Source organism: Psychroflexus sp. MBR-150 (genome assembly GCF_053628795.1).
In genome coordinates, this window is record NZ_JBRJHB010000006.1 from 66,785 (window position 1) to 82,737 (window position 15,953).

13 protein-coding genes and 1 other RNA gene are annotated in these 15,953 nt (G+C 32.8%); 8 read left to right on the forward strand and 6 right to left on the reverse strand.

Annotation, left to right across the window (positions count from 1 at the left end; all coding sequences use genetic code 11):
* The first annotated feature begins 1 nt into the window (after position 1).
* From ACSSV5_RS05085 to ACSSV5_RS05100, 4 genes are all read left to right on the forward strand, one after another.
* Positions 2-1,078 (forward strand): DUF3644 domain-containing protein, encoded by a 1,077-nt coding sequence (locus ACSSV5_RS05085; RefSeq protein WP_454245019.1) that lies wholly within the window; start codon positions 2-4, stop codon positions 1,076-1,078.
* Positions 1,065-1,208 (forward strand): hypothetical protein, encoded by a 144-nt coding sequence (locus ACSSV5_RS05090; RefSeq protein ID WP_454245020.1) that lies wholly within the window; start codon positions 1,065-1,067, stop codon positions 1,206-1,208. The genes ACSSV5_RS05085 and ACSSV5_RS05090 overlap by 14 nt, the downstream gene beginning before the upstream one ends.
* Positions 1,209-1,333: 125 nt before the next feature.
* Entirely contained in the window at positions 1,334-2,044 is a 711-nt protein-coding gene (locus ACSSV5_RS05095; RefSeq protein ID WP_454245021.1) for an SIMPL domain-containing protein, read from the forward strand.
* A gap of 182 nt (positions 2,045-2,226) precedes the next feature.
* Positions 2,227-3,666: a sodium:solute symporter gene (locus tag ACSSV5_RS05100; RefSeq protein WP_454245022.1), complete on the forward strand. Its 1,440-nt coding sequence runs from the start codon at positions 2,227-2,229 to the stop codon at positions 3,664-3,666.
* Here the strand turns inward: ACSSV5_RS05100 and ACSSV5_RS05105 are convergent.
* The 5 genes from ACSSV5_RS05105 to glpK all read right to left on the reverse strand — a co-directional run bounded on the left by ACSSV5_RS05105 (position 3,640) and on the right by glpK (position 11,291).
* Positions 3,640-4,005: a CoA-binding protein gene (locus tag ACSSV5_RS05105; RefSeq protein WP_454245023.1), complete on the reverse strand. Its 366-nt coding sequence runs from the start codon at positions 4,003-4,005 to the stop codon at positions 3,640-3,642. The genes ACSSV5_RS05100 and ACSSV5_RS05105 overlap by 27 nt on opposite strands.
* Positions 4,006-4,171: 166 nt before the next feature.
* Complete coding sequence (locus ACSSV5_RS05110; RefSeq protein ID WP_454245024.1) at positions 4,172-5,032, reverse strand: mechanosensitive ion channel family protein; 861 nt, start codon at positions 5,030-5,032, stop codon at positions 4,172-4,174.
* A 334-nt stretch (positions 5,033-5,366) separates the two neighbouring features.
* Positions 5,367-5,765, reverse strand: a transfer-messenger RNA (tmRNA) gene (ssrA, locus tag ACSSV5_RS05115).
* A 506-nt stretch (positions 5,766-6,271) separates the two neighbouring features.
* Positions 6,272-7,915, reverse strand: coding sequence for an acyl-CoA carboxylase subunit beta (locus ACSSV5_RS05120; protein WP_454245025.1), 1,644 nt, complete (start codon positions 7,913-7,915; stop codon positions 6,272-6,274).
* Positions 7,916-8,111: 196 nt separating this feature from the next.
* Complete coding sequence (glpK, locus tag ACSSV5_RS05125; RefSeq protein WP_454245026.1) at positions 8,112-11,291, reverse strand: glycerol kinase GlpK; 3,180 nt, start codon at positions 11,289-11,291, stop codon at positions 8,112-8,114.
* Between the two features lie 236 nt (positions 11,292-11,527).
* Between glpK and ACSSV5_RS05130 the strand changes: the two genes are divergently transcribed.
* Positions 11,528-12,937 (forward strand): sugar porter family MFS transporter, encoded by a 1,410-nt coding sequence (locus tag ACSSV5_RS05130; RefSeq protein ID WP_454245064.1) that lies wholly within the window; start codon positions 11,528-11,530, stop codon positions 12,935-12,937.
* 433 nt (positions 12,938-13,370) lie between these two features.
* Here ACSSV5_RS05130 and ACSSV5_RS05135 read toward each other — a convergent pair whose 3' ends face one another.
* Positions 13,371-13,970 (reverse strand): TetR/AcrR family transcriptional regulator, encoded by a 600-nt coding sequence (locus ACSSV5_RS05135; protein ID WP_454245027.1) that lies wholly within the window; start codon positions 13,968-13,970, stop codon positions 13,371-13,373.
* A gap of 123 nt (positions 13,971-14,093) precedes the next feature.
* On the opposite strand from ACSSV5_RS05135, the gene ACSSV5_RS05140 reads away from it, so the two are divergent.
* The 3 genes from ACSSV5_RS05140 to ACSSV5_RS05150 all read left to right on the forward strand — a co-directional run bounded on the left by ACSSV5_RS05140 (position 14,094) and on the right by ACSSV5_RS05150 (position 15,915).
* The gene (locus tag ACSSV5_RS05140) at positions 14,094-14,381 is read left to right on the forward strand and encodes a hypothetical protein (RefSeq protein WP_454245065.1); all 288 of its coding nucleotides are present in this window, start codon (positions 14,094-14,096) and stop codon (positions 14,379-14,381) included.
* 258 nt (positions 14,382-14,639) lie between these two features.
* Positions 14,640-15,089 carry a hypothetical protein gene (locus ACSSV5_RS05145; protein WP_454245028.1) on the forward strand — a complete coding sequence of 150 codons (450 nt, stop codon included), beginning with the start codon at positions 14,640-14,642 and terminating at the stop codon, positions 15,087-15,089.
* A 70-nt stretch (positions 15,090-15,159) separates the two neighbouring features.
* The gene (locus tag ACSSV5_RS05150) at positions 15,160-15,915 is read left to right on the forward strand and encodes a hypothetical protein (protein ID WP_454245029.1); all 756 of its coding nucleotides are present in this window, start codon (positions 15,160-15,162) and stop codon (positions 15,913-15,915) included.
* Positions 15,916-15,953: the final 38 nt, after the last annotated feature.

The following is a 15,953-nucleotide window of genomic DNA, read 5'->3' on the forward strand; positions in this document are numbered from 1 at the left end:
TATGCCAAAGGGATTACCTAAAGCAGTTAAAAATTGTTTAGAAAAGTCCAAGGATTCTGCATTGCTTGCGGTAGAAACCTACAATAAACCCGCAGTCAAGTTTAAATCAGGTGGCTATATTGTTCTAATGGTTATCGCTTGGACTTCCTTATTTCACGCCATTTTCTTCAAGCAAAAAAGGAAACCATTTTACAAGACTAAAAACCGATTTGACAAGAAAGATGGAGATTATTGTTATTGGGAATTAAAGACCTGTATGAAAGAATACTTCAAGACTGATACAGAAAATCCGATAAGAAAAAATTTAGGTTTTTTTGTTCCGCTTCGTAATATGGTTGAACACAAATCAATCCCTGAAATTGATTCAGATATATTTGCAGAATGCCAATCTTTACTGCTTAATTATGACAAAATAATGAAGAAAGAATTTGGTGATAAGCATTGTTTACGTGAATGTTTATCTTTTGCACTACAATTTTACCCTTCTTCAAAAAGCCTCAATAACGCTATTGTTTCAAATCCAAATTCAAAACCTATTGTTGATTTCATCAAATCATATAGAAGTGCAGTTACAACAGATGTTTTAAACAGTGGCGAATATGCATTTAAGGCATTCTTAATTCAAGTTGCAAATCATCAATCGAAAAACGCACTTCCAATACAGTTTGTTGCTTATGATAAATTAAGCGACCAAGAAAAAACCAATGTAAACAGAGTAGCTGCATTAGTAAAAAATAAATTTGTACGAGTTCCTGTTACAAATAAAGACCTTTTAAAACCAAGTGCTATAGTTGAAAAAGTTCAATTAGCTTTGGGTAATCCCAAAATTACCAAAGGCGGAAAAGAAAAAGACAAGTTCAATATGGACACACATACAAGATGTTGGAAAAAATATCAAGTTAGACCAAAAAACAACTCTCAAAACCCTGAAATTACTAATGCTGAACATTGCCTGTACGACCAACCTAACGAAACCTACCTCTATACAGAAGATTGGGCTGATTTTCTTGTAGAAGAGTTAAATAAAGATGGTATATATGAAAGTCTATATTCAACAAATGGAAATGTCAACGCATAAAACCATACACATTGCCAAGTCGCATCACCCATCGCTACACCAAAAATTGCAAAAGAGTATGTCTTTGCCAACGCTGAAAACCAAGCAGAACAGAAGAAAGCCAGCAGGTAACAACGTGTATAAGCAATAGCGAATAAAATGCCAGCCTGAAAGTTTAGAGATTTTAATTATCTTTGTGCTTAACTGAACAGATAATGCTTAAAAACCGCTACTGCTCATACACAAAACCAGTGAGCAATATATAAAAACAAAAAAATGAAACAATTATTTGGGGTTTTTAGCCTATTGATATTAGTAAGTTGCCAAAACAATCCGTCAGTTGAACCTTCAAAGTTTAAAACTATCACGTTAAAGTCATATGGTGAAGTCGAAACACTTCCGAATATGGCAACTTTTAATATTAGCTTGAATTGTCTTGACAAATCAATAAAATCTTCAAAAAAGTGTTTAGTAGATAAATCTAACGAACTACAAAACAAACTACTAACTTTCAAAATCGATAAAGACGACATCCTAACCACTTCTGTAAATATGAGCAAAAGTTACACATGGATTAATAATTCAAGAGTATTTGAAGGATTTAGAGGTTCGACAACAGTTTTTGTAACCATAAGAAATATTGATGAACTTGATGATATTTATACCGAATTACTTGAAAATAGAAATCTTGATTTGGGAGGACTGAGTTATTCTCATACTAAAATTGACAGCTTAAAAAATGAAGCTTACCTAAATGCATTTGAAAAATCAGAAAAACTTTCTGATAGATTGATGCAACAAATACCTGAGTCTAAAAAAGAAATATTAAAGATTGGAAATATTGAAATCAATGCTTCTATGCCACAAGACACAAAACCGCAATATGAAATGAATGATAAGCTGGCTTCAAATAACACATCAATTGCAATCAATAAAGGAACAATTAAAATTACAGCAACCTTGTACGTTGAATATCAAATAAAATAAATATAGGAAATGTAATTTAAACGCTGTCTGTTTTTTGTTAACATTTTAAAGATAATTTGATATCAAAATGTATAAATTTTATGCTTGCTAAATTATATCTAATCTCTTATTTATGGAAAAATCACATGAGTTCATTTCGTGTGATTTTTTTATTCCTAAATTTGCCAGCACAATTTTTATAGATGTTAAGTCCGACTTTTATTTTATTACTTATTGTTGGCTATTTTGTGGTTTTAATTGGTATTTCATTCTTGACCAATAAAACAGGTAGCAACGCCGAGTTTTTTAAAGCCAATAACAAATCGCCTTGGTATTTAGTTGCTTTTGGAATGATAGGAGCGTCATTAAGTGGCATAACATTTATTTCAATCCCTGGCACTGTAGAGTTTTCAGCATTTAGCTATTTTCAGGTGGTTTTAGGCTATACTTTAGGTTATGCCGTGATAAGTTTAGTGTTGATGCCATTGTATTACAGATTAAACTTAACATCAATTTACACCTATCTCGACCAAAGATTTGGTTTTTATACTTATAAAACTGGAGCATCTTTCTTTTTGCTATCCCGAATTGTTGGGTCAAGTTTTAGGTTGTTTTTAGTGGCTGGAGTTTTGCAACTGATTGTGTTTGATAACCTTGGCATTCCTTTTTACGTTACCGTAACGATTACCATTTTATTGATTTGGGTCTATACTTTTAGAAGCGGCATCAAAACCATTGTTTGGACCGATAGTTTGCAAACTTTGTTTATGTTACTGGCTCTATGTATTTCAATTGCTCTTCTTCTACAGAATCTTAATATTTCAATAGCTGAAATTCCAACTTATCTGAGTAAAAACACACAAGCCAAAATTTTCTTTTTTGACGATTGGCGTTCTAGTGATTTCTTTTTTAAACAATTTATATCGGGTGCGTTTATCACTATTGTTATGACTGGACTTGATCAAGATATGATGCAAAAAAATCTAACGTGTAGAAATTTAAAAGACGCTCAAAAAAACATTTTTTCATTTACTATCATTTTAACTATTGCCAATTTTCTGTTTTTATTTTTAGGTTTGTTGTTGACAAATTATGCAGAAATAAATGGCATCACAGCTAAAAAAGACGATTTGTTTCCTGCCATTGCTATGCAAGGCGATTTAGGTTTGGCTGTGGCTATTTTCTTTTTGTTAGGTCTCATTGCAGCCGCATATTCCAGTGCTGACAGTGCCTTAACATCTTTAACAACCTCATTCAGTATAGATATTTTAGATATAGAAAATCGCTATCCTAAATCTCAACAAATCAAAATTAGAAAGTTGACACATATTGTTATTTCTATAGTATTGATACTTGTGATGTTGATTTTTCAATATGCCATAAATGATAAAAGTGTGATTAACAAACTCTTTGTTTTTGCTGGATACACCTATGGTCCGCTATTGGGTTTATATGCTTTTGGAATGTTTACAAAGTTTAAAATCAAAGACCGTTTAGTGCCAGTTGTAGCAATACTTTCCCCTATTCTATCCTACATTATTAGCGTTAACGCTTTAAATTGGTTTGGCTTTGAATTTGGCTTTTTTATCTTAATTCTCAATGGGTTATTGACCTTTTTAGGTCTCATATTGATTCGTCGATAACAAAACTAAAGTGCAAGCTTCTACAACTTCTATATTTTCAGAATTAAGTTTTTTCTGAAAATCGGGGTTTTCGGTGCCAGGATTAAAAATAACTCGTTTAGGTTTTAAACTAATGATATAATCATAATATTCTTCTTGATTTTTAGCATTAAGATAAAGTGTAACGGTGTGTATATCAAAAAAATCAGGTTTACCAGTATGCACTTCAACCCCATCAATATTCATTTGCCGTTTTCCTAAAGCAAGAACTTCGTGGTTATTTTTTTGAAGAAGTTTTAAAGCTTTATAAGCATAGCGTTGTGGTTTATCGGATGCACCGATTATTAGTGTTTTAAGCATTGTGGTATGATTTTATATTATAAAAATAAGAGAAAAAAATTGAAAACATTACTTGATTAAAGAAAGTTTTAGATTATCTTAAGTATATCATTTGAATTCACAAAATTTCTCATCTCAAAAACAAATAAAGCATATTATTGAAGCAAAAAAGAAATGTCTAATAAATTTAATTTAATGGTTTTTTTTGCACGATAGTACGATGTGGGAAAGGAATTTCTACGCCTTCTCTATCAAATCGTTTTTTTATACTTTCCAACAAATCACAGTTCATACCAAATGAAATAGCAGAGTTTTTGGCCCAAACCCAAGCTCTAATGTTGACAGAAGAATCGCCCATAGACAAAACTCTCACTGAAACTTCAGGCAATCCATTATTTACATCTTCTTCTGATCGGACATCAAAATAATCGGGATGATTTCTGACTTCTTCAGATATGATTTTTTTGGCTAAATCTATGTCACTATCATAACTGATACCCATATCAAAAAAGCGACAAATTTTTTCATCATTTAAATCTGAATTAATTAATACTTCGTTACTAATCACTGAATTAGGAATAATAATTCTTCGGTTTTCAAAGTTTTTTATAACTGTATGTCTAAGTGTAATATCTTCTACAATACCAGACAACGTATCTCTTACTATAAGTCTATCATTGACTCGAAAAGGTTTAAATATAACTATAAAAATACCTGAAACTATATTAGATAAAGCTTGTTGAGAGGCAAAAGTAATCCCTAAGGCTAAGATACTTGCACCTGCTAGAAGCGAAGTTGCTAAAGCCTTGAGCTGTGGAACAGAAATAATCGCCAAACTAAAACCTATAATATAAATTAAAGCTGTCAATAAATGTCCTAGGAAATTGTATTTGGTTGGATCGTTTTTTAAATAAATCGATCTTCTTTTAAACAAGCTAAAATAAAATCGATTAAAAATCAATCCTAAGGCAAGTGTAATTATAATAATGACAATAGGTTGTCCAAATTCGAGTATTTTTTCTATTATTTGGCTTAAAAATTCACTCATCAAATTTATTTTTTACGAAGATAAATACTATTTGAATACCATTTTGAAACAACGGATTATTTTATTTACAGATAACGGTTTTATATTTTCAATTTTAAAAAAATAACGATAACGCAAATGAAAAAACGTTACCCTTAGGCAAATTGGGTTGCTTTTGCAATTTATTTATAAACAGTGATAACGTTAAGGCAAGTATTGGTCAAATAACCCAACTGTTTTGCTGGCTATACATTAAAATTTGTTCTGTTTTTAAACACCATAAAAAAGCTTTTTTATATGCTATAGATGAGCAAAAAAACTAATCAATTATTTTACAATCAGTTAAATTTTATATTTGTGGAGTCGGGGAGACTCGAACTCCCGTCCAAACAAGTTACCAAACAGTTTTCTACACGCTTAGTTTCAACTTGATTTTCGGCATAAAACTGGCAAGAAACAACCTACTTTATACCTAGTCTCTAAAATTTCAATATGGCATCGAGACGTTGCCATATCTAGATTTACTTTACCGGTGCCTCTTGATGGAACGCCGCAAATCAAGGCTTTCCAGAGACATCTTAGCTCTCGACCTTGTCGAGATTAAGCGTATCCTACTGTGATTCAGATTACGCAGCTAAGGCGTAGTTATTCTCGCCGTTTAAAAAAGGATGAAACATGAGATTTACGAGCCATGTTACAAAGCTCGACGTGCTTACTCTTCGATAAGTCTTGCTGTCAAAACCAAATCGACCCCATTTTTTTACGTAATATCAATGAACTTAAATTGATTTTTAATTTCAATCAAAATCAGCCTACAAAAGTAAGGATAATATCTATATATCAATTAGGACTTAGATTTATTTTAACGGAGTTCGATTTAAGTAACTCAATTAAATATAGCCGTCAATTGAGTAATCTTTCGGAGTAAAACGAAGAATCCTGAAGTTTCGAGAGTAAACAAATTAGACTTTAAGTTAAAAATCTTATTGGCTGAATTAAATTTTATTGGTCATACCAACTTTATTTTAACGTGAGTTCGATTTGTTGAAATCTGTAAATCATATGATTACATCTTTTTGTAAGCAAATTTTGTCATTTCGAACGAAGAAAGAGGAGAAATCTCATCCTACTGAGATGTCTCGTCGCTCATGCTTCGCTATGTCAACATGACAAATGGTTAAATATCTGTATTTTATATGAATATTTTTTATTGAAATTTATATCGAACTCACGTTATTTTAATAAAATTTGTGATTTGAGTTAGGTTTGTATTACACCCAAATTAAAATTCTTAGTTATAGGAGCGTGATTAGCAATTTCAATTCCATTTGAAATCCACTTTCTGGTATCTAATGGATTAATCACTGCATCTGTCCAAAGTCTTGCGGCGGCATAATAAGGACTGGTTTGTCTGTCATAATTATTTTTGATTTTATCGTAGAGTTCTTTTTCTTTGGCTTCTGTGATTTTTTCGCCTTTGGCTTTGAGTCTAGAAGTCTCAATTTGCAACAACACTTTAGCGGCGGAATTTCCGCCCATAACCGCCAATTCTGCACTTGGCCAAGCCACAATTAGCCTCGGATCGTAAGCTTTTCCACACATGGCATAATTGCCAGCACCATAGGAGTTACCAATAATTACCGTAAATTTTGGTACAACTGAGTTACTTACTGCATTGACCATTTTAGCTCCATCTTTGATGATGCCACCGTGTTCACTTTTACTGCCGACCATAAATCCTGTAACATCTTGTAAAAATACGAGTGGAATTTTCTTTTGATTGCAATTGGCAATGAACCGCGTAGCTTTATCAGCTGAATCGCTGTAAATCACACCACCAAATTGCATTTCACTGGGTTTGGTTTTGGCTTTGGTGGTTTTGACTATTTTGCGTTGATTGGCAACAATACCAACCGCCCAACCGTCTATTCTGGCATAACCCGTAATGATGGTTTGACCGTAGCCAGCTTTGTATTCTTCAAATTCAGAATTATCAACCAATCGTTCAATAATCGGCTTCATATCATATTGATCACTTCGTTTGGCTGGTAATAATCCAAATATATCATCTGGATTTTCTTTAGGTTTTTTGGATGCTTTTCTATTAAAACCAGCTTTATCAAACTCGCCTATTTTATCGACAATATTTTTGATTTTGTCTAAAGCGTCTTTGTCGTTTTCTGCCTTATAATCGGTTACACCACTGACTTCACAATGGGTTGTAGCACCGCCAAGACTTTCATTATCAATACTCTCACCAATAGCAGCTTTTACCAAATAACTTCCCGCTAAGAAGATACTTCCTGTTTCTTTCACAATCAAAGCTTCGTCACTCATGATAGGCAAATAAGCACCACCAGCCACACAACTGCCCATAACTGCAGCAATTTGAGTTATGCCCATACTACTCATAATGGCGTTGTTTCTAAATATTCGCCCAAAATGTTCTTTATCAGGAAAAATTTCGTCTTGCATAGGTAAAAATACACCAGCACTATCCACAAGATAAATAATTGGCAATCGGTTTTCTATAGAAATTTCTTGTGCTCGTAGGTTTTTCTTTCCAGTAATGGGAAACCAAGCACCAGCTTTAACCGTGGCATCATTGGCCACAACAATCACTTTTTTACCAGAGACTTTTGCAATTTTAACCACCACGCCACCGCCAGGGCAACCGCCGTATTCTTGATACATGCCATCTCCTGCAAAAGCTCCAATTTCAATCGTATCTTTAGGATTATCAACTAAATAATCAATGCGTTCTCGTGCAGTTAATTTGCCTTTGCCGTGGTGTTTTTCTATCTTTTTTTCTCCACCACCAAGGTAGATTTTTTTCAATTTAGAGTTTAAATCAGAAACGAGAAGTTTATTGTAGTCTTCGTTTTTATTGAATTTCATATCCATTTAGAAAAGCTTAATTGGTTTGGAAACGAAAATACGAAAAGCTTGTAGTATTTGGGTAAAAAAGTTTTGATAAATGTTGAAACTATGGATGCTATGGATGCTATTGTTTCTATTGTTGCTGTTGTTTCTGTTGTTACTATAGTTTATATTGTTTGAGCTTATTTTTTTAAATCTGAGCGTTTATACAAACTTTGTATCATTCAAATTCTTTCTCGTAATATGTAGATGCATCTTGCAGTAGCATATCCAAGTACTGATTTTCTCTTTGGCATCGGGCTTCGTCCCATTTTAAATATTTGATTAAATCTTCTTCTACAATATGTCTAAACTGATGTACACTTTCAATATCAAAATACAATCGTCCTGTTCTTCGGACAAAGAAATCTGATAAACCATTGACCATTTCGTGATGCACAGTGTACCACAACTCAGCTCTAATCAAGCGTTCAATTGGCGTTGGGTTAATAAAGAAATTGACTTTTTTCAAAATAATATCAGCTTGCTTGCCATAATTGGAAGTCAAATACCACGCTTGATATTCATCATCAATCCCGATATTTTTGAGTCTCTGAGCTAAGTTGTACTGGTATTGCTTGACCGCATCTAAATTTTTTAAGGGTTCTGATGTCAATTGAATTTGCTTTGTAGTAGAAGGTTTGATTCGTTTGAGTTTTTTCTTTTTAAACTGCTTTAAAGCTTCATCAATGGTACGTTGAGCCATTTTGCGATAACCTGTTAGTTTTCCACCAGCAATTGACACCAAACCAGAATCGGACACAAAGATTTCATCCTTTCTAGATAAATCAGAAGGATCTTTACCATCTTCGTGAATCAAGGGTCGTAAACCTGCCCAATTCGACTCAATATCTTCAATTTTTAAATTCAAATCAGGAAACATATTGTTGGTGGCATCAATTAGATATTTGGCATCTTCCTGTGTTGCCACTACTCTATTCAAATCGCCAGTATAGTTGGTATCAGTGGTTCCAACATAGGTCGCACGACCGCGAGGAATAGCAAAAATCATACGGCCATCAGGTACATCAAAATAAACAGATTGTGACAGTGGAAAGCGCTCATGTGAAAATACCAGATGCACACCTTTGGTTAAGTGTAAACGTTTGTTATTTAAAGAAGTGTCTTTAGTTCTGACTTTATCAACCCATGGTCCAGCAGCAGAAATATAAGCTTTGGATTTGATGCTAAACTTTTCGCCAGAATTGTGGTCTTTAACATTGATGTGTTTGATTTTACCGTTATCTTTATAGACAAAATCTGTCATTTCACAATAGTTTAAAATATCAGCACCAAAACCCGCTGCTTTTTTGAGCAATTCAATAGTCAAGCGTGCATCATCTGTACGGTATTCGGCGTAAAAACCACCACCTTTAAGGTTTTCTTTGTTTAATAAAGGTTCTTTGGCGAGGGTTTCTTTAGCAGAAAGCATTTTACGTTTGTCATCTCCTTCAACATCAGCGAGAAAATCGTAAACTTTAAGTCCAATAGACGTCATGATTTTGCCATAGGTACCACCTTCAATTAAGGGCAGAAGCATTTTTTCAGGAACAACTAAATGAGGGACAAGATTGTGAACAATAGCACGTTCACTACCCGATTCTTTCACTAAACCTATTTCCATTTGCTTGAGATAACGCAAACCGCCGTGAATCAGTTTTGTAGATTTATTGCTGGTTCCAGAAGCAAAATCATTTTTTTCTATCAAACAAGTTTTGAGTCCACGTGAAGCCGCATCAAGTGCTATTCCTGCACCAGTTACACCACCACCGATAATTAAGATATCGTATTTGGTGTTTTTGACTTGATGGAGCAAAGGTTTTCTATCCAAAACCGAAAAGCGAATTGGCATGTCTTCTCGAACAGCCAACTGATTGGCATGTGCAGTTTTGGTCCGTTCTACGGCTTGTTTCCAACCATCATAAAGTTTAGATCGTTCAAATTGAGACATTTGGGGTTTAAAAACCTGATCTATATTTCTGATTTGAGTGATATCTTCTTTTGTCCAAATACCAGCTTGAATACCTGCAAGAAATGCAGCACCCATAGCTGTAACTTCAAGCATTTCGGGTCTTTCTACTTCGGTATTTAAAATATCTGATTGAAATTGCATCAAATAATTATTAGCTGACGCACCTCCATCTACACGAAGGGTTTTCATTTGTTGACCACTATCTTCCACCATGGCTTCAATGACATCGCATATTTGATAAGCAATAGCTTGAACCGTGGCTTTGGTCAAGGCGTTTTTATCCGTATCTAAAGTCAAGCCAAAAATTGAGCCTTTGGCTTTCATATCCCAATGTGGTGCACCCAAGCCAGCAAAAGCCGGAACGACATATAAATCTTTACTGATTTGAGTTTCAAGACATATTTTCTCAGTCTCGGCAGCTTGTTTAATAAAATCTAATTTATCTCTTAACCATTGCACTGAAGCTCCAGCGACAAACACACTGCCTTCAAGTGCGTATTTAATTTTTTCATCAGGCAAAGTACAAGTCAATGTGGTTAATAAACCATTAGTAGAGATATTGGCTTTTTTACCTGTATTCAACAACATAAAACAACCTGTGCCATAAGTATTTTTGGCAATTCCAGATTTAAAGCCACCTTGACCAAACAGTGAAGCTTGTTGATCGCCTGCTACACCAAGGATTGGGATTTTGGTTTCATTATATTCTGCAAATCCAAAATCTGAAGATGAATGTTGCACCTTAGGCAAAGCCGATTTTGGAACATCAAGAGCTTCAATCAATTGATCATCCCAGCTTAAATCGTGTATGTTATAGAGTAAGGTTCTCGATGCATTGGTATGGTCAGTAAGATGATTTTTGCCGTGAGTAAATTTCCAAATCAACCAAGTATCAATGGTTCCGAATTTTAGTCTATTTTGTTTAGCTAATTCTCTTGCTTCTGGCACGTGGTCTAAAATCCATTTGAATTTTGTTCCCGAAAAATAAGCATCAACTTTAAGGCCTGTTTTCTGTATAATGTCATCTTCGTGGCCATCCTCAATAAGTCTATCACAAATCTCACTGCTACGTTTATCAAGCCAAACTATTGCATTATAAACAGGTTGTCCCGTTTCAGAATCCCAAACCACTGTCGTCTCACGTTGATTAGTAATACCAATACCTGCAATATCTTTAACAGCGATATTGTTTTGATCTATAACTTCGTGAAAAACATGTTTTTGATCTTCAAAAATTTCTAAAGGATCTTGCTCTACCCAACCCGATTGCGGATGATATTGTTTGAGCTCTTTTTGAGCAATGCCATGAATTTTTCCTTTTTTGTCAAAGATAATTGCTCTTGTGCTTGTTGTACCTTGATCGAAAGCAATAATGTATTTTGAAGCCATACCTTAAAATTTGAATATTAACAAATATGCTAAAAATAAACAGTAATTTATAATAAACAAATAAATTAAAATGATGTAAGCGTTTGTATTTTAAAATGTTCAATTATTTATTAGATTTTATATCATTTCATAAATCGATTTCGTAAATTTTAAAACTAAATCTTTGGTTTAAAATTTAATTTGTAATATTGGAAGTTGAATAAATGTGAATACCTTGAATAAATCATAAATCCAACATATTTTTAAAACTAAGCCTTATGAACAAAAAAGCCTTTTTAATTTTGATTACCAGTGTTTCTGCTCTTGGCGGATTACTTTTTGGTTATGACACAGGTGTGATAAACGGTGCACAATTCTTTTTAAGTAAATATTTTGAATTAGATCCAGGTATGAAAGGCTGGGTGGTTGCCAGTGCACTTTTAGGGTGTTTGGTTGGTGCAGTTTCTTCTGGGTTTTTTAATACTTTATTTGGCAGAAAATACACCTTAATTCTTTCGGCTGTGTTGTTCACAGTTTCAGCTTGGGGTTCAGGAATGCCATCTGTTTTGCCTGAAAGCGTAAGTCTTTTGGTCGTTTTTAGAATTATTGGCGGCATAGGTATTGGCTTAGCCTCGATGTCTGCACCCGTTTATATTGCAGAAATTGCACCTTCAAAACAACGTGGAATATTGGTGAGTTTTTACCAATTGGCGATAGTGGTTGGTTTCTTTGTGGTCTTTCTCGTAACCTATTTTATAGGAAAAGATTTAACCGAAGCACAAAATATTCAATTTGGCTGGCGAAGAATGTTTTGGTCAGAATTGATTCCTTGTGCATTGTTTCTGTTTGCCTTGTTTTTTGTCCCTAAAAGTCCACGTTGGTTGTATTTAAAAGGACGAGATACAGAAGCTTTTAAAACCCTAACCAAAATTCATGGCGAAATGGTCGCCATAGATGAACAACGGGAGATCAAAAAATCTATTGAAAAAAATCAAAACCAAACCACTAAGGTTAACTATTTCTCTAAAACCATACTTGGCATTATTGTGATTGGAACGGTTTTCTCTATGTTGCAACAATTTACGGGAATCAACGCTGTTCTGTATTACGGTGCAGATATTTTTGAAAAAGCTCTCGGCTTTGGTAAAGACGATGTTTTGGCACAGCAAATCTTATTGGCTGGTGTAAATCTCGTGTTTACGTTTGTAGCTATGTTTTCTGTAGATAGATTCGGACGAAAACCACTGGTTATTATTGGTAGCGTAGGAATGATTATTGGGTTTTTACTTTTAGGCTTTAGTTTAAAATACGATGCCGTTGGTCTTGTATCTTTAATAGGCGTGTTGTTGTTTATCGCTTCGTTTGCGATGTCGATGGGACCAGTGGTTTGGGTGGTTTTATCTGAAATGTTCCCCAACCGCATCAGAAGTGTAGCCATGTCTGTGGCGGTTGCTGCTCAATGGGGTTCAAATTATATTGTCTCCCAAAGTTTTCCAGTGGTTATGGAAAGTGAACTCAACAAAAATGAATTTTGGAATGGCTCTCTGCCCTATTTTATCTTTATTGTGTTTATGATTATTTTGATATTTTTTATTATAAAATATATCCCCGAAACCAAAGGCAAATCTCTGGAAGAATTAGAAGAAATTTGGGAGGAGAAGTTATGATGACCTTTTATATCAATTCAAAATGGAGCAAGCAAAAAAGTTGTGGGATTACAAATTTCATAACTTCAACTTTGATTTGTAACATATTTGTAACATAAATATCCTGTTATATCACAAAGGTTAGTAGTGTTTTTTAAATACATGTTATTTGTTTGTTTTGTAGCTAATTTATGATTAAAAATCAGATTCACCCAGTGGCTCTTGGACGGAAAAACTATCTGTTTGCCAAGTCGCACAAAGTCGCTCATGACGACATACAAAATTGAATCTGCAAACCTGGCTGAGCTATGTCTTCGAGAACATCATCACAAAATACAACGAAGTAACCTTTTCTAATAGATAAAACTCCTTGATATGACAAGCTACCAATTATTTGAAATTACAAAATCCCATTCGATTTAGCAGGATCAATCAAATTTAATGCTATCAGATTTCAGTGCTTCAAGGCATTTAATCTCAACTCCAAATACTCTGAAATCACTCCCCTGAAGGTTAATCCCTGATTAGTAAAGCGAGTGGCATTCGTCATAATAGACAAGACAAAATGGCGATCTAATTCAGTCAATAGAGAAATATTGAAAGTCTTAAAAACTCCTGATTCCATTCCTTTTTTGTAAAGTGCCTCTAAGTTGGACAACACTTTCATCGAAAACTCTTCAATAATATCCCATGCATCGGGAAAATAGAGTTGCATTTGTTCAATAAAATTTATTGACAAATCTTGTATTCCTTCACTTAGTCTGATTAGAAGGGTGCGATAATTTTGTTCAACATCGTCACCCTGAATGGCTTCTTTGGAGATGACAAAATCCATTTCATCAACAATAGACTGAACTACGGCTTTATATATCTCTTCTTTAGAGGAAAAATACGTGTAGATATTGCTCTTGCTCTTACCTCCAAGTTCAGCCAGCTCATCTAAAGTAAAATTGTTCAGTTCCTTATCTTGTAATAGCGGTACTAACTCCCTTAACCATAATTTAATTTTTTTCGTCAGTGCTTTTCTTTCTTTGTCTATAGCTTTTCTTCCCATGGTATATTAATAAAAAAGGGTTTGTAATTAAAGTAATCCATTATTTTAGAGATCACTGATTAGATTAGAAACAGCTAACCCAACTCTAATTCAACTCTATCACTTAAGGGTCTGCCAACACAAATTAAAACCGATTATAATTTAGGCTATAATTCTGTAGGATTAAAAGCTTGGTTTACAAATGATATTAATATTAAAGGTGGACCAACCCCATATGGTAATGTACCTGGACTTATCGTTTCACTGGAAAATCAATTTGTTAAGTTTGAACTTACAAATATAAAAGAAACACAAAAGGAATTTCCAAAAATAACTGATTTTATATCAGAGTATAAAGTTTATTCTTTTGAAGATGCTGAAAAATACCATAGAAAAGTTGGTAAAATGATTGAAAGTAATTACAAAAACTAATATTGTTTTATACATTAACAAAATCAATGAAGTTGAATCTAAACAGCTACCTCAAAATAGCTGTTGCATTTATTCAAAACCAATTACTCAACCAAATATAACTTGACCAAACCCCTAAAAAATCTTATATTTGAAACTAAACGATTTAGAATAAGACAGTTTAAATACTTTAACATAAAATTAACTTAATATTTTAGGATTAACGTTTTTTTTTTTTTTTTGACATTTGAATAATTTTAATCTTAAAATTTTTTAATTATGAAAAAATTATCTTTAATTATTTTAATGTTTACTACATTTTCTATGTTTTCGCAAGTTAACCAATTAAAAGAAGCAAGCAGTGGTTGCAGGTGCAGTTCTACGTTCGGTTCTTGTACAACAAAATGTGGTGATGGTCAATTAGCAAGTTGTGAAGAAACATGGTATTTCGGATGTAGTTGTAGGTGTCAAGAAACTTTAGATTTCACTTATCAATTAAACCTTTATAATGTAGAGCAAATGTATAATTTATTAGAAAAAATTGATTATGTAAATTTAGATGAATTGAAGAATTTAATTCATTCACTTAAACAAGACTCAAATAATTTTGTTTACAAAACAAAAGACTTTGAAGATTACAATAAAAATTTTATTAAGTTAAGAAATTTTTATGAAGCAATGCCACCAAATTTACAATTTGAATTAATTAAAAAAATTAAAAATTCATAATATCAAATTCTTATAATAATTCATATAACTTACTACTATAATTATAGTAGTAAGTTTTAATATTTAAATTATGAAACATCTAACTTTTTTTATTTTAGCATTTTATTCCATAACAACTTCTTTTTCCCAACAAAAAGAATTCCTTTATAATATTGATATCAAAAGAAAATTTACAAATAATGCCCTCAAAAAATTTAGCAATAGATCTGATAAAGAAAATGCAAAAATAGAAATATCAGCATACCAAAACCCTAAGGATGAATTTTACTCATTAAAGATTTTTAATAACACTTTAAAATTAGATTACATAGATGCTTTAAAATTCGATGATAATGAAACACACATTCAAGTAAAAAACTATCCATTAGGTAAACACTCATATAGGCTTATGAATGACTCATTGATTTATTATCGTTTTGAGATTGGTGAAGAAAGCTATCACGCAAAAGATACATTGATAAGTGGAAATTGGTTTAAAACTAGTAAAGATTCCGTTATTTTGGGATATAAAGTACATCAAATAAAGCTTGATAACCTTATAGGAACATACAAAGCTTGGTTTACTAAAGAGTTGCCTCAAAGTTTGGGTATTGGAACATTATCATATCCTAAAGGATTTGTTTTAGCGTATGAATTTTCTTATAAACCAACTCCTGTTTTAAAATCACACGTGGTCAAAGTATACCCTTATAAAGAAAAAAAACTTAGAAAAAAGAAAAAGTTTAAATTTACTAAACCACAAAAAGTATATACGATGGAAAAAATTAAGGAATTATTTCGCAAAAGAAATGAAGTTTTAAACAAGCCTGTTGAAATTAATAACTAGTAATTTGAAAATTAATTATTATTTCAAAAATATAATTA

Excerpts from the sequence above, each read along its gene's own strand:
- ACSSV5_RS05090 (WP_454245020.1), top strand. The coding sequence starts at position 1,065 with ATGTCAACGCATAAAACCATACACATTGCCAAGTCGCATCACCCATCG.
- ACSSV5_RS05135 (WP_454245027.1), bottom strand. The coding sequence starts at position 13,970 with ATGGGAAGAAAAGCTATAGACAAAGAAAGAAAAGCACTGACGAAAAAA.
- ACSSV5_RS05145 (WP_454245028.1), top strand. The coding sequence starts at position 14,640 with ATGAAAAAATTATCTTTAATTATTTTAATGTTTACTACATTTTCTATG.
- ACSSV5_RS05095 (WP_454245021.1), top strand. The coding sequence starts at position 1,334 with ATGAAACAATTATTTGGGGTTTTTAGCCTATTGATATTAGTAAGTTGC.
- ACSSV5_RS05085 (WP_454245019.1), top strand. The coding sequence starts at position 2 with ATGCCAAAGGGATTACCTAAAGCAGTTAAAAATTGTTTAGAAAAGTCC.
- ACSSV5_RS05100 (WP_454245022.1), top strand. The coding sequence starts at position 2,227 with ATGTTAAGTCCGACTTTTATTTTATTACTTATTGTTGGCTATTTTGTG.
- ACSSV5_RS05120 (WP_454245025.1), bottom strand. The coding sequence starts at position 7,915 with ATGGATATGAAATTCAATAAAAACGAAGACTACAATAAACTTCTCGTT.
- ACSSV5_RS05110 (WP_454245024.1), bottom strand. The coding sequence starts at position 5,032 with ATGAGTGAATTTTTAAGCCAAATAATAGAAAAAATACTCGAATTTGGA.
- ACSSV5_RS05150 (WP_454245029.1), top strand. The coding sequence starts at position 15,160 with ATGAAACATCTAACTTTTTTTATTTTAGCATTTTATTCCATAACAACT.
- ACSSV5_RS05105 (WP_454245023.1), bottom strand. The coding sequence starts at position 4,005 with ATGCTTAAAACACTAATAATCGGTGCATCCGATAAACCACAACGCTAT.
- glpK (WP_454245026.1), bottom strand. The coding sequence starts at position 11,291 with ATGGCTTCAAAATACATTATTGCTTTCGATCAAGGTACAACAAGCACA.